This window comes from Erythrobacter sp. JB1-4 (assembly GCF_057365025.1).
Window position 1 is genome coordinate 665,304 of record NZ_CP200292.1, and the last position, 23,575, is coordinate 688,878.

At 57.2% G+C, this 23,575-nt stretch carries 24 protein-coding genes and 1 pseudogene; 11 read left to right on the forward strand and 14 right to left on the reverse strand.

What is annotated here, in order from left to right; translation table 11 throughout:
* Positions 1 to 5 precede the first annotated feature (5 nt).
* From AC0V61_RS03025 to AC0V61_RS03035, 3 genes are read right to left on the reverse strand one after another with little or no spacing between them, the layout of a single operon-like run.
* Positions 6 to 1,145, reverse strand: coding sequence for an acyl-CoA dehydrogenase family protein (locus AC0V61_RS03025; RefSeq protein ID WP_486155800.1), 1,140 nt, complete (start codon positions 1,143 to 1,145; stop codon positions 6 to 8).
* Positions 1,146 to 1,169: 24 nt separating this feature from the next.
* Positions 1,170 to 1,553 (reverse strand): PH domain-containing protein, encoded by a 384-nt coding sequence (locus AC0V61_RS03030; protein ID WP_486155801.1) that lies wholly within the window; start codon positions 1,551 to 1,553, stop codon positions 1,170 to 1,172.
* A 5-nt stretch (positions 1,554 to 1,558) separates the two neighbouring features.
* Entirely contained in the window at positions 1,559 to 2,752 is a 1,194-nt protein-coding gene (locus tag AC0V61_RS03035; protein ID WP_486155802.1) for an acyl-CoA dehydrogenase family protein, read from the reverse strand.
* Positions 2,753 to 2,938: 186 nt separating this feature from the next.
* Here AC0V61_RS03035 and AC0V61_RS03040 point away from each other — a divergent pair, with 186 nt between their 5' ends.
* The 4 genes from AC0V61_RS03040 to AC0V61_RS03055 all read left to right on the forward strand — a co-directional run bounded on the left by AC0V61_RS03040 (position 2,939) and on the right by AC0V61_RS03055 (position 7,823).
* A complete protein-coding gene (locus AC0V61_RS03040; RefSeq protein ID WP_486155803.1) occupies positions 2,939 to 3,814 on the forward strand; it encodes an SDR family NAD(P)-dependent oxidoreductase in 876 nt (291 codons plus the stop codon).
* Positions 3,814 to 5,253 (forward strand): MFS transporter, encoded by a 1,440-nt coding sequence (locus AC0V61_RS03045; protein ID WP_486155804.1) that lies wholly within the window; start codon positions 3,814 to 3,816, stop codon positions 5,251 to 5,253. Before AC0V61_RS03040 ends, AC0V61_RS03045 begins: the two co-directional genes overlap by 1 nt.
* 95 nt (positions 5,254 to 5,348) lie before the next feature.
* A complete protein-coding gene (locus AC0V61_RS03050) occupies positions 5,349 to 6,680 on the forward strand; it encodes an acyl-CoA dehydrogenase family protein (RefSeq protein ID WP_486155805.1) in 1,332 nt (443 codons plus the stop codon).
* A gap of 72 nt (positions 6,681 to 6,752) precedes the next feature.
* Positions 6,753 to 7,823, forward strand: coding sequence for a phosphotransferase family protein (locus AC0V61_RS03055; RefSeq protein ID WP_486155806.1), 1,071 nt, complete (start codon positions 6,753 to 6,755; stop codon positions 7,821 to 7,823).
* Between the two features lie 19 nt (positions 7,824 to 7,842).
* Here the strand turns inward: AC0V61_RS03055 and AC0V61_RS03060 are convergent, their stop codons facing one another.
* The gene (locus tag AC0V61_RS03060; protein WP_486155807.1) at positions 7,843 to 10,317 is read right to left on the reverse strand and encodes a S8 family peptidase; all 2,475 of its coding nucleotides are present in this window, start codon (positions 10,315 to 10,317) and stop codon (positions 7,843 to 7,845) included.
* 221 nt (positions 10,318 to 10,538) lie between these two features.
* Here AC0V61_RS03060 and dapD point away from each other — a divergent pair, with 221 nt between their 5' ends.
* Together dapD and AC0V61_RS03070 are read left to right on the forward strand one after the other, a co-directional pair.
* The gene (dapD, locus tag AC0V61_RS03065) at positions 10,539 to 11,360 is read left to right on the forward strand and encodes a 2,3,4,5-tetrahydropyridine-2,6-dicarboxylate N-succinyltransferase (protein ID WP_486155808.1); all 822 of its coding nucleotides are present in this window, start codon (positions 10,539 to 10,541) and stop codon (positions 11,358 to 11,360) included.
* Positions 11,361 to 11,419: 59 nt separating this feature from the next.
* The gene (locus AC0V61_RS03070) at positions 11,420 to 11,572 is read left to right on the forward strand and encodes a hypothetical protein (protein ID WP_486155809.1); all 153 of its coding nucleotides are present in this window, start codon (positions 11,420 to 11,422) and stop codon (positions 11,570 to 11,572) included.
* Between the two features lie 9 nt (positions 11,573 to 11,581).
* Here AC0V61_RS03070 and AC0V61_RS03075 read toward each other — a convergent pair whose 3' ends face one another.
* Entirely contained in the window at positions 11,582 to 12,982 is a 1,401-nt protein-coding gene (locus AC0V61_RS03075; RefSeq protein ID WP_486155810.1) for a dipeptidase, read from the reverse strand.
* An 82-nt stretch (positions 12,983 to 13,064) separates the two neighbouring features.
* Between AC0V61_RS03075 and AC0V61_RS03080 the strand changes: the two genes are divergently transcribed.
* On the forward strand, positions 13,065 to 13,463 hold the full coding sequence (locus AC0V61_RS03080; RefSeq protein WP_486155811.1) for a DoxX family protein: 399 nt from the start codon (positions 13,065 to 13,067) through the stop codon (positions 13,461 to 13,463).
* On the forward strand, positions 13,460 to 13,735 hold the full coding sequence (locus AC0V61_RS03085; protein ID WP_486155812.1) for a DUF3253 domain-containing protein: 276 nt from the start codon (positions 13,460 to 13,462) through the stop codon (positions 13,733 to 13,735). Before AC0V61_RS03080 ends, AC0V61_RS03085 begins: the two co-directional genes overlap by 4 nt.
* Before the next feature lie 12 nt (positions 13,736 to 13,747).
* On the opposite strand, the gene AC0V61_RS03090 is transcribed toward AC0V61_RS03085, so the two are convergent.
* Positions 13,748 to 13,999 carry an SWIB/MDM2 domain-containing protein gene (locus AC0V61_RS03090; protein WP_486155813.1) on the reverse strand — a complete coding sequence of 84 codons (252 nt, stop codon included), beginning with the start codon at positions 13,997 to 13,999 and terminating at the stop codon, positions 13,748 to 13,750.
* A 42-nt stretch (positions 14,000 to 14,041) separates the two neighbouring features.
* Entirely contained in the window at positions 14,042 to 14,635 is a 594-nt protein-coding gene (locus AC0V61_RS03095; RefSeq protein WP_486155814.1) for a YbhB/YbcL family Raf kinase inhibitor-like protein, read from the reverse strand.
* Between the two features lie 248 nt (positions 14,636 to 14,883).
* Between AC0V61_RS03095 and AC0V61_RS03100 the strand changes: the two genes are divergently transcribed.
* Complete coding sequence (locus AC0V61_RS03100; protein WP_486155815.1) at positions 14,884 to 16,353, forward strand: S41 family peptidase; 1,470 nt, start codon at positions 14,884 to 14,886, stop codon at positions 16,351 to 16,353.
* Between the two features lie 80 nt (positions 16,354 to 16,433).
* Here the strand turns inward: AC0V61_RS03100 and AC0V61_RS03105 are convergent, their stop codons facing one another.
* Positions 16,434 to 16,874 carry a COG3650 family protein gene (locus tag AC0V61_RS03105; RefSeq protein ID WP_486155816.1) on the reverse strand — a complete coding sequence of 147 codons (441 nt, stop codon included), beginning with the start codon at positions 16,872 to 16,874 and terminating at the stop codon, positions 16,434 to 16,436.
* Between the two features lie 60 nt (positions 16,875 to 16,934).
* A complete protein-coding gene (locus AC0V61_RS03110) occupies positions 16,935 to 17,513 on the reverse strand; it encodes a fasciclin domain-containing protein (protein ID WP_486155817.1) in 579 nt (192 codons plus the stop codon).
* Between the two features lie 138 nt (positions 17,514 to 17,651).
* Between AC0V61_RS03110 and AC0V61_RS03115 the strand changes: the two genes are divergently transcribed.
* Positions 17,652 to 18,878 carry an FAD-binding domain-containing protein gene (locus AC0V61_RS03115; RefSeq protein WP_486155818.1) on the forward strand — a complete coding sequence of 409 codons (1,227 nt, stop codon included), beginning with the start codon at positions 17,652 to 17,654 and terminating at the stop codon, positions 18,876 to 18,878.
* 34 nt (positions 18,879 to 18,912) lie between these two features.
* Here the strand turns inward: AC0V61_RS03115 and AC0V61_RS03120 are convergent, their stop codons facing one another.
* From AC0V61_RS03120 to AC0V61_RS03140, 5 genes are all read right to left on the reverse strand, one after another.
* Positions 18,913 to 19,257: an HPF/RaiA family ribosome-associated protein gene (locus AC0V61_RS03120; protein WP_486155819.1), complete on the reverse strand. Its 345-nt coding sequence runs from the start codon at positions 19,255 to 19,257 to the stop codon at positions 18,913 to 18,915.
* Between the two features lie 335 nt (positions 19,258 to 19,592).
* On the reverse strand, positions 19,593 to 20,129 hold the full coding sequence (locus AC0V61_RS03125; protein WP_486155820.1) for a hypothetical protein: 537 nt from the start codon (positions 20,127 to 20,129) through the stop codon (positions 19,593 to 19,595).
* A gap of 48 nt (positions 20,130 to 20,177) precedes the next feature.
* A complete protein-coding gene (locus AC0V61_RS03130) occupies positions 20,178 to 21,164 on the reverse strand; it encodes a hypothetical protein (RefSeq protein WP_486155821.1) in 987 nt (328 codons plus the stop codon).
* Between the two features lie 288 nt (positions 21,165 to 21,452).
* Entirely contained in the window at positions 21,453 to 22,388 is a 936-nt protein-coding gene (locus tag AC0V61_RS03135; protein ID WP_486155822.1) for a hypothetical protein, read from the reverse strand.
* A gap of 21 nt (positions 22,389 to 22,409) precedes the next feature.
* Positions 22,410 to 22,931 carry a hypothetical protein gene (locus tag AC0V61_RS03140; RefSeq protein WP_486155823.1) on the reverse strand — a complete coding sequence of 174 codons (522 nt, stop codon included), beginning with the start codon at positions 22,929 to 22,931 and terminating at the stop codon, positions 22,410 to 22,412.
* 135 nt (positions 22,932 to 23,066) lie between these two features.
* On the opposite strand from AC0V61_RS03140, the pseudogene AC0V61_RS03145 reads away from it, so the two are divergent.
* A pseudogene (locus tag AC0V61_RS03145) lies at positions 23,067 to 23,560 on the forward strand (YaiI/YqxD family protein).
* Positions 23,561 to 23,575: the final 15 nt, after the last annotated feature.

Here is a 23,575-nt window from a genome sequence, read left to right on the forward strand (position 1 = left end):
CTTCTTTAGTAGCCGCTAAGCTCAGCCACGCGGTTTGCGTGGAAATACGCATCGCCCAGGAATTCGGCGAGCGCGCGGTCGCGTTTCATGTAAAGGCCGATGTCATACTCATCAGTCATCCCAATCCCGCCGTGCATCTGGACGCCTTCTTTCACGGCAAGACCGCAGGCCTTGGCGACCTTGGACTTGGCAACGCTCGTCATAAGGTCGGCTGATGGTGCGCCTTCGTCGAGCAATTGCTGGGCTTTGATCGTGGCGGCCCGGGCGATTTCGACCTCGGAATAGAGGTGGGCTGCACGGTGCTGGAGCGCTTGGAACTCACCGATCACACGTCCGAATTGCTTGCGCTGTTTGAGGTAGTCGACGGTCATGTCCATCGCGCCCGAAGCAACGCCAACGCCTTCGGCAGCAGCACCGACGCGGCCCGCGGCGAGCATGGCATTGAGGACCTCGCGCCCACCATCGACTTCGCCGATGACGGCATCACCATCGAGCTCCACACCGTCGAATTTGATGTGGCTCGCCATGGAGCTGTCGACCAAACGCACCGGGTTTTGGTGCATGTTCGCCGCATCCTTGGGAACGGCGAAGAGGGTGATGCCGTCCTCGTCATCATCCGACCCGCTGGTGCGCGCGGCGACCACGATCATATCCGAGCTTGCGCCTTGGATGACGAAGCTCTTGGAGCCAGTAAGCTTGAAGCCATTGCCCGACTTCTCAGCGCGGGCAGCGATGCGGCTGGGGCGGTGTTTGGCGGTTTCATCAATGGCGACGGCGAAAACGCTTTCGCCTTCGATAAGCCCCGGAAGGTAGCGGCCTTTGAGGTCGGACGACGCATGGCCAAGCGCGGTTGCGGCCAGAACGCTGGAGGTGAGAAATGGAGATGGCGTCAGATTGCGCCCGATCTCTTCGAGAACGATGCCTGCCTCAACACTGCCCATGCCAAGCCCGCCGTCGTCTTCGGCAACGAGCATCCCGGTAAAGCCCATCTCCGCCATTTGCTTCCACAAAGCATGGCCAAATCCATCGGGGCAATTGCGGTCACGCCAATGGCGCAGTTGTTTGCTGATATTGCCCTCTTCGGCCATAAAGCCAGAGGCACTGTCGGCGAGCATCGCCTGATCTTCGTCGTGAAACAGTGGCATTTCAGTAATCCTTAGTTCGTTGGTTCAGCCTGCCATTGCGGCGGCGCACCATTGGGATATTTTGGAAGGGTCAAGGTCGGCATCGAAGTGCAAATGCGCACCGCCAAATCCATCGCCCGCAAGCTTCAGCTCGAGAAAGGTCGAGGCATCGATCGAGGCCGCAGAAATCGAGCTTGCCTTGATGAAGTGCACAACAGACCGCTTGCTGAAGACACCGGCTTCATTGACGAGGATCAAGCGAAGGCTTGTGAACAATGCACCGCCGCTGTCTCCCTTGGTTGCGAAATCGATTGTTTCCCCTTCGAGAAGCAGCGATTGCAGCTGCTCAACGGTCTCTGCCCCCTTGGCTTCATTGCCGAGGAAAACCCCTTCGATGAAGTTGTTTGGCAAAGTGACTGCGAAAGACACGGCGCTCACCCGCCGGGAAGTTCAAGGATGCGCTTCGAAATGACGTTGAGCATCACTTCCGAAGTGCCGCCTTCAATGGAGTTCGCTTTGGTCCGAAGCCATTCGCGCGAAGGCTTGCCGCCGCGCGTTTCGTCGCTTTCCCATTCGAGACTGCGCGAACCGCCAGCGCTCATCATCAGCTCATGGCGGCGTTTGTTGATCTCGGTGCCTGCGTATTTCATCATATTGGGCTGAGCGGGGTGGCCCTTGCCAGCCTTCATTTCGTCCATGAACTTTTCAGCCATGGCGGTAAACGCCAGAGCATCCACATCGAAGAGCGCCATTTCGCTGCGCAAGATCGGGTCAAGCTCATCGCCCGTTTTGCCAGCGTGACGCTTCATTGCAGTGCCGATGGCCGTGGTGCGGTCGCCGCCACCCATGCCGGAGATCATCTCACGCTCATGGCCCAGCAGGTACTTGGCAACGTCCCAGCCGCGATTGATCTCGCCGACGTAGCCGGGGCAGTCTTCGCCGTAGGACTTGGGCACTTCGACATTGTCGAAGAAAGTCTCACAAAACGGGCTGTTGCCGCTGATGAGGAGGATCGGCTTAGTGGTCACACCCTCACCCGCCATATCGAACAGCATGAAGGTGATGCCTTTGTATTTGTCTTCCTTGTTGGTGCGCACAAGGCAGAAAATCCAGTCGGCCTGGTCGGCGTAGGAGGTCCAGATTTTCTGGCCGTTGACGACCCAGTGATCGCCTTTATCTTCGCCAAAGGTCTGCATTGAGACGAGGTCGGAGCCAGAACCGGGCTCGGAATACCCCTGACACCAGCGGATTTCACCGCGTGCGATTTCGTTCAGGAAACGTTTCTTCTGACCCTCAGTACCGAATTTGAGGAGCGCTGGGCCAAGCATCCAGATGCCGAAGCTTGAAAGCGGTGGACGCGCGCCGATGCGGGCCATTTCCTGACGCAGCACTTTGGCTTCAGGCGCTGAGAGGCCAGCGCCGCCATATTCCTTGGGCCAGCTCGGCACGGTGTAGCCCTTGTCGCGGCACACTTCGAACCATGCCTTTTGCGCATCGTTCTTGAAGGTGGCTTTGCGACCGCCCCAATACACATCGCTATCATCGCGAACGGGTTTGCGCATTTCTTCGGGGCAGTTTGCCTCAAGCCACGCGCGGGTTTCTTGGCGGAAGCTCTCCAGATCGGTCATTCGCCGACTCCTCTCATTGATCCCAAACTTGACGCTTACGTTATGGTCATTTGCACGGTGCCTGCAAGCACTCTTGGCAGCGAATTTTTCGCAATGCCGCTTGCCGTAACGTCATGCCGACGAGCGTTGACGCCCCCTGCCCATGCGTTACGTTGCAAAAGAAAATTTAAGAGAGGGATCAACTCAATGCGATTCTCAGGGAGAACCGTTGTCGTCACCGGAGCTGCATCCGGAATTGGCGCGGAAAGCGCGCGGCTCTTTGCCCGTGAAGGCGCTATCGTTTTTGCAAGCGATATCGATGAGGAAGGCGGCGCAAAGCTGGTTTCTGAAACCGAGGGCGACGTTCGGTTCGTGCACTGTGACGTGAGCGACCCGGCTTCGATTAAGGCGCTCATGGACCAAGCCGCGAGCGAAACGGGCGGCATCGATGTGGTCTTCAACAACGCGGCGGCAGGCGGGGCGCGGCCCGCAATCGATGAGATCGAACCTGACGAGTGGGACATGACGATGGACTTGGTCCTTCGCTCTGTCGCCATGGGTATCCGCTACGCCGTCCCGCATATGAAAGGGCGCAAAGGTGCCTCGATCGTCAATGTGTCGAGCGTTGCGGCGGTTGGCCCAGGCTATTCTCCAACCGCTTATGCCGTTGCAAAGGCTGGCGTCTTGCATCTCACCAAATGCGCCGCCGCTGACCTTGCTCAGCACAATATCCGGGTGAATGCCATCCAGCCCGGTTTCATCAACACCAATATCTTCACAAACTCCATCGAAGTTCCTGAAGAGATGAAAGAGATGGCCAAGGCGGTCATTGCGCAGCAGTCCGCCAACGCTCAGCCTGTTGCGCGCGGCGGCCAGCCCAGCGATATTGCCGAAGCGGTCGCGTATCTTGCAAGCGATGCAGCGAGCTTTGTGACAGGCACCTCGCTGGTTGTTGACGGCGGCATCACCATCGGCCCGCGCAGCGCCTGGGACCCAGCGGAAGGGACCATTTTTGCAGGTCTTGAAAAGATGGAAGAGGAAGCGAAGGCTGCCGCACAAGCAGCTGGGGCGACTGGCAACTAATGCAAACCGCGATCCAAGGCCCCATCCCCACAAAGTTCAAGCTCATCCATGGCTTTGGTGCCGTGGCCTTCGGTGTAAAAGACATCGGCTTTCAGTTCTTCCTGCTGTTCTATTACAGTCAGGTCATGGGCATGGACGCCGGGCTCGTCAGTCTCGCGCTGTTATGCGCGCTTTTGATCGATGCGGTGGTGGACCCCATCCTGGGCAATCTGTCCGATCGAACCTACACCAAATGGGGCAGGCGATTGCCTTGGCTTTATGCAGCGCCCATCCCGCTCGCCTTTGCGTGGGTCATGCTGTGGTCAGCGCCCGGCGGCAGCGTGCCCACCTTCTGGGAACTGCTCGGCATCGCCGTAGTGGTGCGCGTGCTGCTCTCCTGCTGCGAGGTGCCCTCAGCCTCGCTTATCCCAGAGATTACAGCGGATTATGACGAGCGCACAACGCTCTTTCGCTTTCGCTATATCGAGGGGTGGCTTGGCGGGGTGATGATGCTCGCGCTTGCTTACACCGTGTTCCTCGGTGGAGAGAACGGTCAGCTGAACCGCGAAGGGTACACCGATTTTGCCATCTTTGGCGGTATCCTGATGGTAATTTCGGTCATGGGTTCTGCGTTTGGACAGCACAAGGTGCTTGCGCGGCTGCCGGAGGTGAAGCCTGAACCCTTCACCCTAAAGGGATGTTTCGATGAGATTTTCGAGGCCTTCCGCGAGCGGGCCTTTCTCATTTTCGGAGCTGGCGCGCTCACCGCTTATGTCAATCAGGGGATCAGCTTCTCGCTCACCCCTTACGTAACCGCGTATGTTTGGCGGCTCGATACGGTAGCCATTCCCGGCCTTCCCGAAAACGTCACGGCGCTTAGCCTCTATCCAGTCATCTTGGCGCTATCCGCCTTTGCGATGTTCTTTGTCGTAGGGCCAATGCATGCGCGGTTTGGTAAGCCGGCAAGCGCGGCGATCGGTGCGATTGGAACAGCGGCCTTCACTCTGCTGCCCTATATGGCGCTCTATTTCGGCGCTTGGCCTGCGCTTGATACGTTGGCTTCGGCGGCGCTCCTTTATGCATTGTTACTCGTGGGCAATACGCTCTCCATCGTGACACTGATTTCAGCCACCAGCATGCTTGCCGAGATTGTCGAAGCCTATCTGGAGCGCACCGGGCGGCGGGCGGAAGGGGCGTTTTATTCGGGCAATTGGCTCATACAGAAATGCGCAACCGGGCTAGGCATTTTCCTAACAGGCCAAATTTTGAGCGGCATACAATTCGCAACCGATGCAAAGCCGGGCGAAGTGCCTGAGACCGTCATCAGCGATCTGGTGCTGATCTTTGCCCTTGGAACAGCCGCTCTGCTGGTGAACTCAGCCTATTGGCTCTGGCGCTTCCCGATTACCCGTGATGACCACGAGGCGCGGGTTCAGAGGCTCGCCGAGGGCTCAGCATGAAATTTTAGAAAAGACAACCTTGGCGCTTGGTCAAAGCCATGCCACGGTGACACGCAAATCAAACGGATCAAATCAGGACGAGAGGTAACCCAGCAATGGATTTTGAACCCACAGAACGCCAAGTGTACTGGCGCGACCGCGTAAAAGGCTTCATCGAAAAGCACGTGCGCCCTAACATGGACACTTACAAAGCGCAGGACGCAGAAGGCGACCGCTGGAAAGTCATCCAGATCATCGAAGACAAGAAGGCCCTCGCCAAAGAAGAGGGCATTTGGAACCTCTTCATGCCGCCGCGCAATGATGGCCACCACCACGTTGAAGAAACATTTGAGTTCGAAGGCCCCGGCCTCACCAACCTCGAATATGCTCTTTGCGCTGAAGAAATGGGCCGCATTGGCTGGGCATCGGAAGTGTTCAACTGCTCTGCGCCTGACACGGGCAATATGGAAGTGTTCCACCGCTACGGCACGCTGGAGCAAAAGGAGCAGTGGCTGCGCCCGATCATGAACGGCGAAATCCGCTCTGCTTTCCTTATGACAGAGCCGTTCACCGCTTCATCCGATGCAACCAACATCGAAACTCGCATCGAACGCGATGGCGATGAATATGTGATCAATGGCCGCAAATGGTGGTCTTCGGGTCTTGGCGATCCGCGCTGCAAGGTCTCCATTGTGATGGGTAAGACCGACCCGACCGCTGGTCGCCATGCTCAGCAATCCATGCTGCTCATGCCAAACGATGCGCCGGGCGTGAACATCATCCGTCACCTGCCTGTGTTCGGTTATGACGACGCACCGCACGGCCATATGGAAGTCGAGATGAAGGACGTTCGCGTTCCTGTCACCAACATGCTTCTTGGCGAAGGTCGCGGGTTTGAGATTGCGCAAGGGCGCCTTGGCCCGGGCCGTATCCACCACTGCATGCGCACCATTGGCGTTGCGGAAGAGGCGCTGGAGAAGATGTGTAAGCGTCTGCAAGAGCGCGAGGCTTTCGGCAAACCAATCTACAAGCATTCCGTCTGGGAAGAGCGTGTGGCGCGTGCCCGCATCGACATCGACATGACCCGTCTCCTGTGCCTCAAAGCCGCAGACATGATGGACAAGGTCGGCAACAAAGCGGCCAAGCAAGAAATCGCCATGATCAAGGTCCAGGCGCCAAACATGGCTCTCAAAATCATCGACGATGCAATCCAAGCCCACGGTGGCGGCGGTGTGTCGAATGACTATGGCCTTGCCAACGCATACGCGCACCAGCGCACTCTGCGTCTCGCGGATGGTCCTGATGAAGTGCACGCACGTTCCATCGCGCGCATGGAGTTTGGCAAGCACGTGCCCAATGAAGGCCCAACCGCGAACGCTCTTCGCGGCGCAAAGGCAGCTAATGACGCGGGCAACTTCAGCGCCGGTGACATGGGCGCGACGCGCTAATTGTGATGGCCGGGCGCCGCTAGAAATAGTGGCACCCGGCCAACAATTCTGACGGGATTTCGGGGACAATTGATGGCAATCGATTTCGACAAAGAGATGGTCGGCACTGTTGAGGTGTCTGAAAAAGACAAACTCGATATGGAGGCGCTCACCGCTTGGTTTGATGCCAATGTTGAAGGGTTTGAGGGCCCGATCAGCTACACCAAGTTCAAAGGTGGCCAATCAAACCCTACCTATAAGATCGAAACGCCGTCGACCAATTACGTCCTTCGTCGTCAGCCCTTTGGTAAGCTGCTTCCGTCTGCCCACGCTGTGGACCGGGAATATGCGGCGATGACAGGGCTTCACCCGACCGGTTTCCCCGTGCCCAAGACCTATGGCCTTTGCGAAGACCCCGAGGTGCTTGGCTCCAAGTTCTTTGTCATGAGCATGGCGGATGGGCGCTCGCTATGGAATGGTGCTCTTCCCGGCATGGAGCCAGAGGAACGCCGCGCGATTTACAACGCGCTGATCGACACTATGGCGGACCTTCACCTCAATAAGCCCGAGAAAATCGGCCTTGGGAACTATGGCAAGCCCACCGATTATTGCGCCCGCCAAATCGCGCGCTGGTCAAAGCAGTATAAGCTCTCCGAAACAGAAGATATGCCCAAGATGGAGCGGCTGATTGAGTGGCTCCCTCAGACGATCCCGCCTCAGCACGAAAGCTCGGTAGTCCACGGCGACTATCGCCTCGACAATGTGATCTATCATAAGGACGAGGCGCGCATTATCGCTGTGCTCGATTGGGAGCTTTCAACGCTCGGCGACCCGATTGCGGATTTCTCCTACCTGATGCTCAACTGGTTCCAGCCTGCTGAAGGGCGCGCGGGCCTTCTCGGCCTAAACCTTGAAGAGCTTGGCATTCCATCGGTGCAAGAAGCGGTCGAGCGCTACGTGGCGCGCACCGGCTATCCCGTGCCGCCGATGGAGTGGTACTTCTCCTACAACCTCTTCCGTCTCGCTGGCATTATGCAAGGCATCAAAAAACGCGTGATCGACGGCACCGCGTCATCCGCCCACGCCAAGTCGATGAGCGACCGCGTCTCGCCGCTGGTCGATGCAGCTTACAACTTTGCGCTTCAGGCGGGGATGCCAGAATAAGGCACCCTGCCCACCAGCACTAGAAATAAGAACTAAGCGAAATCAGCGCGCCCACGTCATTGGGCGCATCGCGGAAGTGACCGGGTTGATTGCGGTAGTATACGCTGGTCGAAACGGTCCCAATCGGCAAACGCCCGACCCATCCAAGCTCACCGATAAGCTCACGCCCAGATGGGGTCAGCGACAAGGATTGCCGTCCCAAAATCGGGCTTTCGGTGGCGTAGTCATAATCCACCGGCAAATCGAATTGGATTGCCCCACCGCTGACGCGCAAAGGCTGGCTAAAGCGAAGGCCCAGGCTGTCGCTGCCCGAAAACACGCCGTACCGGGTCAGATCAAGCGACCACCCTTGCGTGTTTATCTGCGACTGTGCGCCGATCAGCGCACCACCCTGAGGATGCGTAAAGCCAGCGCGGTAGCTTGCGCCCACTTGCCAGCGGCGATTGATAAAACGCGAGACCCTTCCATCGAGAAAGAGGCTTCGCGCGCCTTGCATTCCCAACACGGGGTTGAAATGCGCGCCAAGCAACGTGTCCTCTTCGAGGAGGATCGCGGCACCGGCGTTAAGGTCAAAACCTGCCCATTTGCGGTCAGCGGCGAACCCGACCCGAGTGGTGGGTCGGCGCTCTGTTCGACCGTTCAAAGCATCACCAGCATCGCGAAAATCCGAAAGCCACGCCCGGCCCCGCTCCGCCGAAACGGTAAAGCCCCATTCGCCAAACGTACGGCGCGAGGCAATCGCGATCTCGCTATCGCCAAGAAACCCGCTATCACCGCCTGCCTCAGGAGCAATCTGAAACGCGCCGCGCTGCGTGCCTTGAAGCTGTGCCACAAGGCCAGAGGCGCTTTGTGAAATGGCAAACCCAACCTGCATATCAGGTGCAATGCTCGCCGCGACCCGGCCAGCAAGAACGCGCGCGCCAAATGCCTCTTCGCTCGTCAATTGCAGGTTCTGCGCCCAGCCGACCCCCGCTGCTCGTTGACCTTCGCCAACGGTGACAGCCACAGAAAGCTGCTCGGTCCCACCTGCACGGGTCCGCACGCCTTGTCCGATCGCTCCTCTAAGCCTTTGGAGTTGAGGGGCGTTGCGAATGTTCTGACCAAGCTGCGCTGTGAAGGCGCGGTCATACCGGTCCGTCACAATTGTGGTGAGCGCGGCAGAATTCAAAGCATCGCCCATTGCAGCTGAGCCAATGGCAAAATTATCAGCCTGCGCCAGCACGTTCTCGGTCCCGGCAATTGTCGTTGCGCCCTGAGGCTGAAACGCGGCGGCGATATCAAGAATACCGGCCCCAAACACATTATCCGTGCCAACCGCTCCTGCTTCACGCGCAGTGTCGAAGAGAATCTCTGCAATCTCTTCGCCGGTTAAATTTGGAAAGGCCTGCGCAAGCAATGCCACCGCGCCTGCGACTTGCGGCGCTGCAAAGCTCGTGCCTGAAAACAAGGTGACGAAATCCGATCCGTCGATGGTCTCAACAAACAGTTCGCCATCGTCGTAAACGCAGCAAATCCGTTCACCGCGCGCGGAGATGTAGTTGCCTGCAAATTGCCCTGCGCGATTGCTGAAATCGGACATCTCGCCGTTGTCATTAACTGAACCGACGATGATCACATTATTGCCACCTGCCGCAATCAAAGTGCGTGAAAATTCATCAACTTCATCAGGGGATAGGCCATCGTTACCTGATGCAGCGACGATGAGGACCCCCGCGTTTGCCGCCCTCGTCACAGCGGCCTGCAATTCTGATGAGGCGGCGCTTCCCCCAAGGCTCAAATTGACGACAGCAGCGCCCGCGGCAACTGCGACGTCAATGCCGCGTGCAATATCGCTGTCCGCAAATACGCAACCAAGGCTTGCATCCTGAGGTGTGTCTTCCCCGCATGAACCGGGCCTATCTGCGCGCAAAGCAAGGACCTGGGCATCAAATGCAATGCCCAGAACACCTATGTCATCGCGGCCGCCCGCGGCAACAAGGGCCACGTTAGTGCCGTGGTCATCCTCTGGATCAACCGTCCTTGAGGCGCCAGTCACGTCTTGCGAATCCGGGTGAATGCGACCTGCGAATTCCGGGCTATCGGTGTCTAATCCGGTATCAATAACAGCAATGATTTCGCCGGCGCCTGTGCTCCCATCAAGCCAAGCAACCTCTGCTCCATGAAAGCCAGGCCCGTCTGAGCGCCGGAATTCCGCCGTATCAAAGGTCGTCGGAGGAGGTGGTGGCGGCGGGGGAGGAGGTGGCGGCGGGGGAGGAGGCGGTGGAGGTGGCGGCGGGGTTGGCGGCACAGAGGCAACACCTGGCCCCCCTGCTCCACCGCCCCCGCAAGCGGTAAGAGCAGCACAGGCAACGGCCGCTGCTGCAACTTTCCATGTCAGTGGCAAAGAATGGTTGCCATGGCTCGGTGACACCTTGCAGATGTTGACCGGAGCCTGACAATCATTGGCATCCAGCGCATTCGACGCGCCATTACGAGCCTCAGAGGTAACAGACATACTTGTTTTCCTTTGCCTTTAGCCCCCTAGGCTTAGGCTTTCATATGCCGATTAACTAACACCGATCAAGCCATTGTCCTTATTCAGTACATCCAAATGGGAGTAAGTATGAGTTGCGCCTTTGACTTGCCGCTCGAGGCTTCAATGGCTAGCAGCGGCCTCAACTTCGGGACGCAGCCTATTGAGAGCTGTCAACCGCCCTCAATTCTTGCGGAGTAGTTATGACTGAGAGCCTAAAAGCCGAGATTGAAAATGCGTGGGAAGCGCGCGACACGATCACGCCGCAAAGCGATGTACGAGGAGCAGTGGAGCAGGCCCTTGCCTTGCTCGACAGCGGAGAGGCGCGCGTGGCTGAACCCACTGATGATGGCGAATGGCACGTTAACCAGTGGCTCAAGAAAGCCGTACTTTTATCCTTCAGACTTAATGAAAACCGTATCATGGACGGTGGTTCGGCAGGCGCTCCTGCTTATGACAAAGTGCCGAGCAAGTTTGAAGGCTGGGACGAGGCGCGGTTCGCCAAAGCTGGCATTCGCGTAGTGCCCGGGGCAATCGCCCGCCACGCGTCTTACATCGCGCCCGGCTGCGTTTTGATGCCAAGTTTCGTCAATATCGGAGCTTATGTTGGTGAAGGCACGATGGTGGACACCTGGGGCTCTATCGGCTCTTGCGCGCAAATTGGCAAAAACTGCCACATCTCTGCGGGGACTGGGATCGGCGGTGTGCTTGAACCGATGCAGGCTAACCCCACGATCATCGGCGACAATTGCTTTATTGGCGCGCGTTCAGAGATCGTGGAAGGCGTGATCGTTGGCGAAGGATGCGTCGTTGCGATGGGCGTGTTCGTCACCCAATCGACCAAGATCGTTTACCGCGACACTGGCAAGATCATCAAGGGGCATATCCCGCCCTATTCGGTTGTAGTCCCTGGCACTCTTCCCGATCCCAATGGCGGACCCTCGCTTGCTTGCGCTGTCATTGTGAAGACAGTGGATGCGCAAACCCGCGCAAAAACAGGGATTAATGAGCTCCTGCGTGACTAAGTTGGAACCAATGTGCTACTGACCGATTGCCTAGGGTAGATACCGTTTACGAGGGATATATGGACGACAAAGACGACGCAATTCACATCGAAGATGATGATGCCCGTGCAGCGAGCACCCCAGGCGTTCTGCGCTATGTTTTGGCGATCAGCCTGCTTCTTGCAGTTGTCGCCATGAGCGTGATCTGGATTGTTCCAGCGCTTTACGGCTAATCCAAAGGTCTATTCATTTGAAGAGATCAGCGTCTCAATCGGGCGCTGATCCCTTACACTTGCAGCATGTTGCTCCGTTTGTCGTAGCACACGCAAAGCGTTGCGGTTGGCGATAAGTTCTAACTCAACCTGGCTGTAGCCCCGGCGCACCAGCTCTGCGAAAAGCTGCGGGTAGCCACTCACATCCTCAAAACCGACGGGCCCGTTGGGGATGCCGTCAAAATCCCCTCCGATACCGATGTATTCGACGCCGATGAGCGCACGGATGTGATCGATATGGTCCGCCATATGGGCAATCGTGGTCTCGGGCTCTGGATTGGCTTCGTCCCAGTTCGACATCGCCGCCTCCACCACATCGGGCTGTCCGCTGAACAACGACTTTTGCCGCGCCTCTTGCGCCACACGCTCAGCAAACCAAATGCGCCGCTCCTCGTTGAGGTAGCCGGGCACAGCATCCACCATCACGACCCCGCCATTGTCAGGCAGGCGAAGCAGCACGCTGTCAGGCACATTGCGCGAATGCCCGTTTACCGCCCGCGCGCCCGAGTGGCTGAATATAACCGGCGCGCGCGCCACATCAAGCGCGTCCATCATTGTCTCTTCGCTCACATGGCTAAGGTCCACGATCATGCCGAGCCGGTTCATCTCGCGCACCACATCCTTACCAAAATCGGAAAGCCCGCCATGCTCAGGATCGTCCGTTGCACTGTCCGCCCAAGGCGTATTCGAGAAGTGCGTGAGCGTCATATAGCGCGCGCCAAGATCATACATTTGCCTGAGCACCGCGAGGCTTGACCCGATGGAGTGTCCACCCTCCATCCCAATGATCGAGGCAAGCCTGCCGTCAGCCATCGCGTTTTCAATCCCGTCGGCGGTGTCCACATAAGCCATTTGATCAGGGTATTGCGCGATCAGCCGCTTGATCACATCGATTTGCTCGATCGTTTGGCGCACCGCTTCGGGTTCGGTTTGCATGACGGAGACAAAGACCGACCAAAACTGTGCACCGACACGGCCTTCCTGAAGGCGATTTAAATCGGTCTGCATCACACGGCCTTGAGGGTGGTTTGCCCCGGTGCCGGTAGTATCTTGAAAATCGAACCCGTCGATCTGGTTCTCATATCGGATACGCAGCTGATAGGGCACATCGTTGTGACCATCAAAAACAGGGGCAATTTCTAGCGCAATGAGCGCTTCTTCCAGTGCTGGATCAGGTGGAGGAGCGGGCGCAGGTTCAGGCACCTCAGGCTTTGCGGCCTCTGCGGCCTCTATTTCAACGCCCTCAACCGTCTCATCCAAAGGCGCTGCCTCACTGTTTTGCGCCATCGCAGGGTTAGCGGTGACAAACGCAATCGCAGCGACGGAGTAAAGAGCATGTTGCATCTGACCGATTTCTCCCGATAGGCTCACTCACGAATAGCGCGCCTAGAACAAACTCACAATCAAGCGATAGCGCCAATCCAGAGGTAGCAATGAACGCAAGGTATCAAAGGTGATCAAAGTTGGCCTTCGGATCCTTCTTGCCGGATTTTATGGCTTTGCAGGCTACATGCATCTCGCCCAGCCAGCACCGTTCCTATCTATTATGCCAGGCAGCATTCCTTACCCCGAAGCGATCGTGTTCTGGACAGGAATTGCTGAATTGCTCGGCGCTGTTGCAATTCTCCAACCGCTTAATCTGCGGCTTAGGCAAGCGGGCGGGATTGGACTTGCGCTTTATGCGCTCTTCGTTTGGCCTGCGAATATAAACCACTTCATTTTGGACATGGCGCGCGAAGATGGCGGGCTTGGCCTTGTGTACCACGTGCCGCGAATGTTCGCGCAGCCTGTCATCATCTGGCTCGCCCTTTGGGTTGGCGATGTTCCTTTGCGACGAAAGAAAGCGGGATGACACAGCCGGTAGATGATCCAGCCACAAACTGCGCGCACACGGTAATTCTCAACCTACTCATCCAAAGGGGAGTAGGAAAGACAATCTGCCCGAGCGAAGCGGCAAGAATTTTGGCAAGGGATGGTGGCGATTGGCGCGCGCAAATGGAAAAGGTCCACTTGCAAGTGGATGCCTTGGTTAAAGCAGGCGCGGTCACCTTATCTTGGAAAGGCAAAAAGCTAAGCCAGCGGCGCGGTGCTTATCGCATCGCGCGCCGCTGGCCTGCTGAATAGACGAAAAGTGTCTTAGCTAAGGTGCTTTGACACCGCAGCAGTCATCTTGAACATGGAAATCTGGTCTTTGCCGATCACCGCGCCAAGCTTGCCGTCTGGATTGATCTGACGCTTATCCTTGGCGTCTTGAAGGTCGTTGGCTTTGATGTACTCCCAAACCTTTGAAGTGACCTGAGCGCGGGTCATCGGACCTTTACCGATCACTGCCTCAAGATCACCCGAAAGCGTGACGGGTTTTTGGAGTGCGTTAGTCTTACCAGCCATGGATTATCTCCCTTGTAAATTTGGCATTGTAATTATGGCGTTTTAATCAAGATCGAAGTCATCATCGAAATCGGCATCCGCTGCCTCAACCCCGGTAAAGGGGGCGTAGAGAACAGCACAGCCGGTCACGAAACCTTTGATCGCTTTCTTGATTTCCTCTTTGCTTGCCCCTGGCATCACAGTCAGCGGCAAATCGGTGGCGAAAATCTGAAACAGGTAATGGCGCGTCTCGCCAATGGGCGGATCAGGCAAAAGCCATTCTGAATTGCCTTTGGCATTCTTACCAGCGCGCGGAGGCACTTCCCCTTCGAGAAGCTTGCCTTTTTGGCCCGGCAGCCCCCAGACCACCCATTGCGCCGCCGGATCATCGCCAGCGCTTGAGGCTTCCTCAACGATAATCACAACTTCTTGCGATCCGGGAGGCGGGGCGGTCCATTCCAATGGGGGCGCAACAGAGTCCTCTTCAACCGCGGTAAAGCACGGGTCGAGCTCTTCGCCGCTTTCAAAAGCGGGGCTCCACATCTTGAAACCCCCTTTGCCAAGGGTTTTTGCATCCCCAAGACTTGCAATCGCAAGGCCGGGATGGCGCGCCGCTTCAGGCAGCGCAGAGCTGAACCAATCGGGCAGGTCAGGCATGATTCTGTCTTTCCATTTCTTATGTGCTAGTCGCTCCTCAGAGGCTTCGCGAGGGAGGAGCCCACGATTTGCCCCGGTTTTCTGAGGAAAACTTGATAAATTTTAAGGGCGAATGCATCCAGAACCGATTAATGTAACAGTTTGAATGGGCCAATGTACAAGCTTGCCCTGCTCACATATCTATGCATGAATGCTTTGCAAGCTAGGGGCATTTAACAAAACCAATAAGCGGGAGCTGCACCCTTCTCATGACAATCGAATTCAAATTTGGCCACCTTAACCTGATGGGGCGCACGGCTCTTTCTGCAACGCTTGCTCTGGCGCTCGCTGCATGTGGCGGAGGGGGAGGCACCTCCGGACCTATCGCTGGCGGCGCTCCGTCGCCCACACCCACGCCTCCGCCCACAAGCGATGCGTGCTCGGTCGGCAACCAGATCAGCTTTGCCGATGACGTGCTCAATGATTGGTATTTGTTTCCCGACCTGCTCGACAACACGGTGAACCCTGCCAACTTTACTACGGTGCAGTCCTTCCTTGACGCACGGGTTGCCCCTGCCCGCGCCCAATCGCGCGATGTGGGCTTTACTTTTGCGACCTCCATCGCTGACGAAAATGCGCTTATCAATTCAGGCTCCAGTGCAGGTTTTGGCATTCGGTTGAGCTTTGATCAGACAAATGATCGCTTGTTTATCCTCGAAGCTTTCGAAAACGCCCCCGCGTTCCAATCGGGCATTGATCGGGGCACCGAAATCCTGGCGATCGGCACGGATACCTCCAATCTTCAGACTGTGAGCGACCTTCTTGCAAGTGGCGGCACAAACGCGGTGTTCGAAGCGCTTGGCCCATCGGACGCTGGTGTCACCCGCGTTATCCGGTTTGCGCAGGCCAATGGCACAGTGCTTGAACAAAGCATTTCCAAAGCAGATTTCTCGCTCGACCCTGTGTCTGACCGATACGGCGCACTTATCATCAACGATGGCGGTCGCAGCGTTGGCTATCTCAACCTTCGCACCTTCATTGTGAGCGATGCCGCTGACCAATTGCGCGATGCCTTCCAAGTGTTTGCCTCCAACAATGTTGACGAGCTCATTATGGACTTTCGCTACAATGGCGGCGGTCTGGTGAGCGTTGCAGAGACGCTGGGCGATCTGATGGGGCGTGATCAGATCAATGAAGTCTTTAGCCAAACGGTTCTTCGCCCCGAACGTTCTGACCGCAATGAAACGCGGCTTTTCCTGAATGAGCTCAACGCGCTTCAGCCCGAAGGCCTTGTTCTTATCGGCACCAGAAGCACAGCGTCTGCATCAGAGCTCGTGACCAACGCGATGCTCCCTTATGTTGCCTCGGGCCGCATTGCTCTGGTCGGTGATGACACATCGGGCAAACCGGTTGGCCAGTTTGCCTTCGACCTTGCCGAATGCGATCTTCGCATCCGCGCTGTCACCTTCCAAACGCTCAACGCCAATGACGAGGGCGAGTATTTTACAGGCCTTGCCAGCGTCATGCCCAACACATGCCGGGCAAGCGATGACTTCACCCGCCCGCTTGGCGACCCGCAAGAGGCCTCTGTTGCCACCGCGCTGGACTTTCTTGCAGGGCGCAGTTGTACTCCGATCAGCGGGGTTCAGGGCCAAAGCGTGCGCAGCGTTGGCGGACCGGAAATTGTGATGCCTGAAAAGCCAAGCGCCGCTCAGCTTCAAATCCCCGGCCTGTTCTAAGACACCTGTTCTAAGACGCCTGTTCTAAGACACCTGTTCTAAGACACCTGTTCTAAACGAAAACTTGAGGTCGTTCCTGCTTATGGAGCGACCTCAGGGTTCTCAATCGGCTCATCGCTGGTGTGCGCACATCCAAAGAGCGTCACCTCATCAAGTTGCAGCGTTGCGGTGTAGGGATATATGCTATCGCTCATCGCGTCGCTGCACCGGCCGGGGGTAAGCGTCAGGTTGACGGGCGCCCCGGCCCACTCACCTGAAAACCCAAGCCCATTGTTCCCGGCAAAGCGTGTGACGGTGAATGTCTCGCCGTCGGGCAGCTCGGGTGAGGAATAGCGGGCGCTGTATGCGTCACCCTGTGGCGCAATGCTAAGCCCCCAAAAAGGCTCTGTGCCGCCAACTTTAATGGTTGCGCTTGGGGAAATGCCGTCAAAAGGTGTGCTGTCACGGCTGATATCGCCGGGGGCGTCGTTGCATGCTGCAACTAAAAGAAGGGTGGGCAGCAGAAGCAGGCTTTGTTTCATGCCCGGCCCAATAGCATTGTCCGCAGGCCGTAGGAAACAGCCCGCGGACAATTCATCAATTTAGCCCGGCATAAGGACTGTATCGATCACGTGGATAAGGCCATTTGATGCCGCAACATCGGTCGCCGTAACAGTGGAAGTGCCACCTGCTGCATCGGTGAGCACAACTGCGCCATCAACCAGCGCCGCGGTCAAAGTGCCACCGCCAACAGTGGTCACGGTGTAGCCTTCTTCGCCTGCTTCCCCGATGGCTGCAATCAGCGTTTCTGCGTTAACCGAGCCTTCTACAACGTGATACGTCAGGATACCGGTAAGCGTCTCGGTGTCTTCGGTGGTCAGCTTCTCAACCGTGCCTTCGGGAAGCTTGGCAAATGCATCATTGGTTGGCGCAAACACGGTGAAAGGACCTTCGCCTGAAAGCGTCTCACCCAGCTCAGCAGCAGTGACAGCAGCAACGAGGGTCGAGAACGTCTCATCGCCTGATGCGACATCGACGATGGTGCCAGCTTGCGCAGGCGCTTCTTCAGCCATCATGCTGTCAGCTGCATCGTCGGATGGCGCCTCTGCGCCGCATGCAGCCAGCGCAAGAGCGCTTGCGGTGGCGAATGTTGCGAGGGTCGTTTTCTTCAGCATTTTCATAGTGGGATCCTTGTTTGGGGCAGTTGTTAGGAAACTGCCCACGGGAACTTAGCAAAGCCGCAAGGGTTAATCGGGCTTCACTCATACATACGCAAAGCTCCTCAAAAAGGATGCCTCTGGCCTTTCAGGATACCGCTCATGACTTTCGTCCCAACCCGTTCCGCAGGCCTTGCGCGCTTGGGAGAGTTCGCACCCTTGGCTGGCACGCATTATGCCCGTGGCCGCAACTTTGATGATGGCACGCCGGAAAGCGGGATGCGGGGCAATGTCTCGCAGCTTTCCCCATGGCTTCACGCCGGGCTGTTGAGCGAGGCGGAAGTGGTGGGCGCGAGCCTTTCGCAGCACAGTCCCACAGATGCTGAAAGCTTTGTCTCTGAGGTGTTTTGGCGGGTCTATTTCAAAGGTTACCTCGAACAACGGCCCAGCGTTTGGGCAAGCTATATCGAGGGGCGCGACGCGGCGCTCGCGGCTGTTGATGCAAACGCCGGGCTTGCAAAAGCCTACGCCGAGGCGACCGAGGGGCGCACCGGTATTGAGGCGTTTGATCATTGGGCACGCGAACTTGTTCAAACAGGGTATCTCCACAATCACGCTCGTATGTGGTTTGCGAGCATTTGGATCTTCACTCTCAAACTCAACTGGCAGCTTGGCGCTGATTTTTTCTTGCGCCACCTTATCGATGGCGATGCGGCCTCGAACACGCTTTCTTGGCGCTGGGTCGGCGGGCTTCACACACAAGGCAAAACCTATCTTGCAAGCGCCGACAACGTCGCCAGCTACACCAAGCGCCGCCCCGATGGCCCACTTGCGGCACACGGTTTGGCGAGCGAGGCTGTGCCTCTTACCGAACCCACCGAGCACACCCGCGCCATGCCCGATCTGCCTGACGCAAAGCTTCCCGATGGGCCGTACGCTCTCCTCCTCCACGATGAAGCAGCAAGCCATGTCCCGCTGGACCTACCCCGCGCGCCATCGCTTGTGATCGCCGCCGCAAGGCCGCAGGCTCGTTCGCCAATCGGGGCAAGCCCGCAAGTGGCCGACTTTGCCCAAAACGCCGTGGATGGCGGCGCCAAAACCGCTGCCGAGGCGTTCGGCTGCGCACTCGCTAAATGGAGCACCGCAGGCGAGCTTACCGCGATCCTTGCCAATGCTCAGATCGAGAATATCGCGGTGCCCTACCTTCCAACCGGGTGGACCAAAGACGCACTCTGGCCCGAACTTGCCACGCTAGAACAGCACGGCGAGCTCACCCAATTGGTCAGCGACCTTGACCGCGTCACCTGGCCCCATGCAAGAGCCGGGTTCTTCCGGGTCAAGAAAGCCATTCCCGGCATTCTTGCCGAACTTGGCATCACCGGCGGGTGATCACATCACCCCAGATCACATCGCATTGGAGTGATCACATCACCTTATCAGGCCGCGCGTCGTGCTTGTGGCGCTCTTCCTTGCCGAACAACCGCTCCAGCCGCTGAGCCAGAGTGTTGGCCGCACGCCTTGCAGCATCATCGACCTTATCCGCTTTACCGGTCACGCCAATCGGGCGGCCACCGCGTGGGCGCGCCTCAATCGTGCAGTGTTTGTCGTCCGCCCCGTGTTTGGAGCCATTGACATCGCTCACATGCACCTCGACCCGGGTTAGTCGCTCATCAAAGCGGGAAAGCTTCTCTCGCACCATCTCTTCAATCCGCTCTGCCACGTTTTCTGTACCCATGACTGAACTGTCGGAATTGAACTGAAACTGCATCACGCGCTTCTCCTTTTGCTTTGCTCTTATCTGTGCACTGTTGTGCACTATGAATGTGGCGATTGATGGGCGGTAATTGTAGTCTTGTATCCTCGTGATTGATCCTTAGGTCGAAGAGGGTGCACTTAAGAAAATAGCCAAAAAAACGCGCCAATCACAGCGGGCACCTAAACCGCGATAAAGTGACACATGTGTCACCTTTTCCCTACAAGCATTACCCGATAAACGGCAGAATTCTGGGATTTTCACCTGTTGGAAAAAGGTGACACATTGCAAAATGAAAACGGTTTTTCGGGGTAGAAAAATGGGGGAGGCCTTGGCGGCTTTCACCGGACTTAATACCCACCCTCGTCCCACCGCTCAGGTCCGCGCTCCACCCGCTTGACAAGCTCACTAAACTCGCTGCCCGTCCCATCTGCGCGATAGGCAAAGGCGGGGTGGGTTGATGGCATATAACTGGGGCGTCTTTTCTCTCTTAAGGAGAGCAGTGCGATGGTGAGCTTCTCGTCGAATTTTCGCGATGTGTGGATCAACTCACCTTTGTAAAAGTGAGGGACCTCAACCCCGTTTATCGCGCGCTCCAACGCGGTATCGGCAAGGGTGTCCATGGTGCACAAAAGCGCTGCATCCCAGGCCATATCAAAAGGCTGTCCTTTAAGCTTGGCGCGCAATCGATAGGCCGATTGGCGGGTCATGCCAACAACTCGCGCCGCTTTGGCGACGCAGTGACAACTGGCAAGCGCGCTTAGAAAAGCCGCCTGCTTGTCCGGTGTCCAATGCGGGCTTTTTGCCTCAACAATATCGTGGGCGGGCTTCGGCGCTTCCAAGGGAGGGGCAGAAAGGTCGGTCGATGGTTTTCGTGCGTGTTCCATCCACAAGATAAGCGCAGATTTGGCGCGTGTAGGAAAGTTTGGGCGATCTTATCCCTTCACCCCAAACGCCTCGTGATCGATCACATCAAGGCTCGCCAGCCGCTCTGCTGCGATGTTCACCATGGCCGACGGCTGCCCCTCTGCTTCCTGCGCAATTGCGCGCAGCGAAGTATCAAGCGCCTGCGACATCGGTGATGGAATACGCACGGTTCCAAGGATCGCATTGATCTCAGCGCCGCTGATGCTAGCGGCCTCATTGAGGGTTGCGCGCATCTCAATAAGAGGATTGATAAGGTCGCGCACCGGCTCTTCGGGATCAACACGGTGCGTGTCAAAATCCTTGCCAAACCTTGCGTTGATCTCCTTCAACGCGCCGCCAAGCTCGCCCACGAAATGCTGTTTGGCGCTCTGAACGTGGTAAAGGTCGCGCAAGTGCAATTCGGTCCAGCTTTTGTCTCGCGCCTTAGCCGAAGCGCGCGCATGGTCGATGATATCGGTCTCGGCGGTTGAAAGCCGCTCAATCTCGGCAACGCTCTGCATGAAGGTGACAACAGGCGGCGGGAGGTCTGCGGACAATGCGAGCTTGCGCGTGGGGACGGCTGGCACGTGTTTCTTATAATCGCTGATCTTGGGGTCGATCCCGCCGATGACGGTTGCCCCGCCTGCGCCCATCAGGATCGCGCCCCCGCCGGCAAGAAACGCGCCCACCACTGCTACAGCCACACCAACAGGCGCGCCGGTCATAGTGGCTGGCAAGCTGGCCACAACCGCCAATGCACCCACAATCGCCGCCACAATAACCACAATACCTGCAACCATAAGAGCTGTGCCGACCGCAATTTTGTTCCAGTCCACCCCCAGTGACCCGTCATCAGGGAGCGCGAAATCGGGCAGATTGGCTTTACCGCCCTCACCTGAGTCGCCATTATCCAAATTGCCGCGTCCATCGTTGTCAGCATCGCACGCAAGCCAGGGATTATCCGGGCCCGGTAAGCTTCCTAATGGGTCACCGCCAAGCGGTCCTCTCCAAGGCATGTTCGCTCCTTAAGCGTCTGGTGCAGCGCGTCTTTTTCAAAGAGGGGTGCGCGCATAAATTGTCTTTGGGAAGGGACCACCTTACCGGCCGTAGCAATCTTACCAGAGTGCAACCATGCCAAGACAAGGCGAGGTATCACAACGCTCACCAGTCATCCCGTTCCAAGTGGCGTTAAGATTTATTGTGCAACTGCGAACAATACTGTGCAGTTGGTCACACTATTGTGTGGCTGAACCTGACAATTGAAACCGTTTACGAGGCTTTACAACTAGCTTCACAAATAGGGCTCAACACGAGGTCGACGTTGGATTTCCCATGCACAAAGCGCGGTTGTAACGGTTCCAATTGTCGATATCGCGCGAACTGCTCCCAAACGGCGTAATCGGCGTTCGGCTCGACGGATTATAGGCATAGCCCTGCTGGCTGAGTTGATAGCGATGGGTGCGCCCGCGCGCAGTAGCAGCCGCCAGACGCTCTTGCATCTCGATCTCGCGCTCGCGCTTGGCTGCCACATAATCGAGCCGTCGCTTTATCCGCCGTGCATCCGGGCAGCTATCCGCAAGCCCGCGTTCACATGCGAATTTGTGAAACCTGTAAGCGCGGCCATAATCCCAATAGGCTTCTGAATATTCGGCAAAGACACGGCACGCAGAACCGGACATATACCGCTCACACAAGGCGCGTGAGAGGTCTCCCGTGACCTCGTTATAAAGCCCTTCTTTGTGACGAAAATGCGCAAGCGCTGTGTAGCACGTGTTGGGCTTTGCCCCCTGCAAACACACATCTGCCATCACCAAAGCGCGCGCGTTTTCATCCGTGGTCTCAAAATCATCCCACGGGCGGCACAGATCATGGATCCCGCCATAGCACGACGCACGTGCAAAACTGTGTGAGATGGGTCGTTCATCGCCTTCAAAGCTGGTGGTGCGAAACCGCCTGTATCCGATTTCACACCGGTCCGTGTCGCCTGCCATGCACGCTTTCATCCAGGTGATCGCGACATTGCGGTCGGTGCGCTCGAACAGGTCTTTGGCCATGGAGACCGCCCTGTCACAGGCCGCGCGGTTGGAGGTGTCACACGCCTCGACCTGGGCGTACCACTGCGTCCTGATATCGGTCACGGCATCCGCTTCGGCGACGTCTTGCGCAGCAGCCGGGACCGGCAAAACGAACCCAATTGCTGCGCCGATACCAATCGCCAAAACAACCGCTAGAAACCGCATTGCCTACCCCCCTACACTGGATCAGCTGTTTTCGTTTTCGCAGGCATCCATCGCAGTGTAGACCGCGCCTTTTCCGCTCCAAGTGAAGGGACCAAAGCTGTTCCCGTCCATGGCGATTGTAAAGGCGCTTGCCTCCTTCAATTGCGCATAGGTCGCATCAGATGCAGCGCCTGCGCCCCAACCACCCCAAACATATTCGCGAAAGCCCCCTGTGTCATATCCGCCAGAGCGCGAGGGTGCGCTGTTGCCGGTGTCGAACTTGACGGTCACAGAGTGGTTTTCATTGGCGTCACGCCCGCGAAATTCATTGATGAACCGCCCGCTGAGTTGCAGCGCCAGATTGCCATCGCGAAGCCTGCGCGAGAACTGCGCGCGGATTTCATCGCCGTTTTTGTCTGTGCCAAACACTGTGATCCGGCACACCCCGCTCCCATATTCAGCTGCCATGCCGCTCGCATCAGCCTTTGGCGGTTCGACCAGTGTGATACCCTGAAGAGATAGGGGCAGTGCCACCAGACTTGCAGCAGTTAGAAGAATGCTCATGATTTCGTTCCCCGTTGGATTGGTTGGGGGCAAGCATAAAGGCGCAGCCGGCCCCGGCTCAATTTACAAACACTGTTAGATTTCTAACGTGTGCGGATGGGAGACTTTGGCGCGCGTTCACGCTATCGATGGACCATGACATCCGCCCCCTCTCCCATCACCATATTGATCGACGCCGATGCATGCCCTGTAAAAGAGGAGATTTACCGCGTCGCCTCACGGTTCAAAGCGCAGGTGCGCGTGGTCAGCAATTCCCCTTTTCGCGTGCCCGACAATCCGCGCATAAAGCGCATTGTTGTCAGCGACAGCTTCGATGCAGCCGATGATTGGATCGCTGAGGCCGCAGACGCGCTCCCCAAAAATGGGTGCCTTGTGATCACAGGCGACATCCCCTTGGCCGACCGATGCCTCAAAGCAGGCGCGCGCGTTCTCAAACACAATGGCGATGAATTCACCAACGCTAGCATCGGCAGCGCATTGGCCACACGCGCGATTATGGAGGACTTGAGGGCGGGCATGGCCGGGATGGATGGTAGCATTGGGGGAGGCCCTCCCCCTTTAGCAAAGCCGATAGATCGCGCTTCCTCCAGTCAATGGACCGCGTGATGAACGCAATGGCGCGCGCGTAAAGCTATCGAAGGATA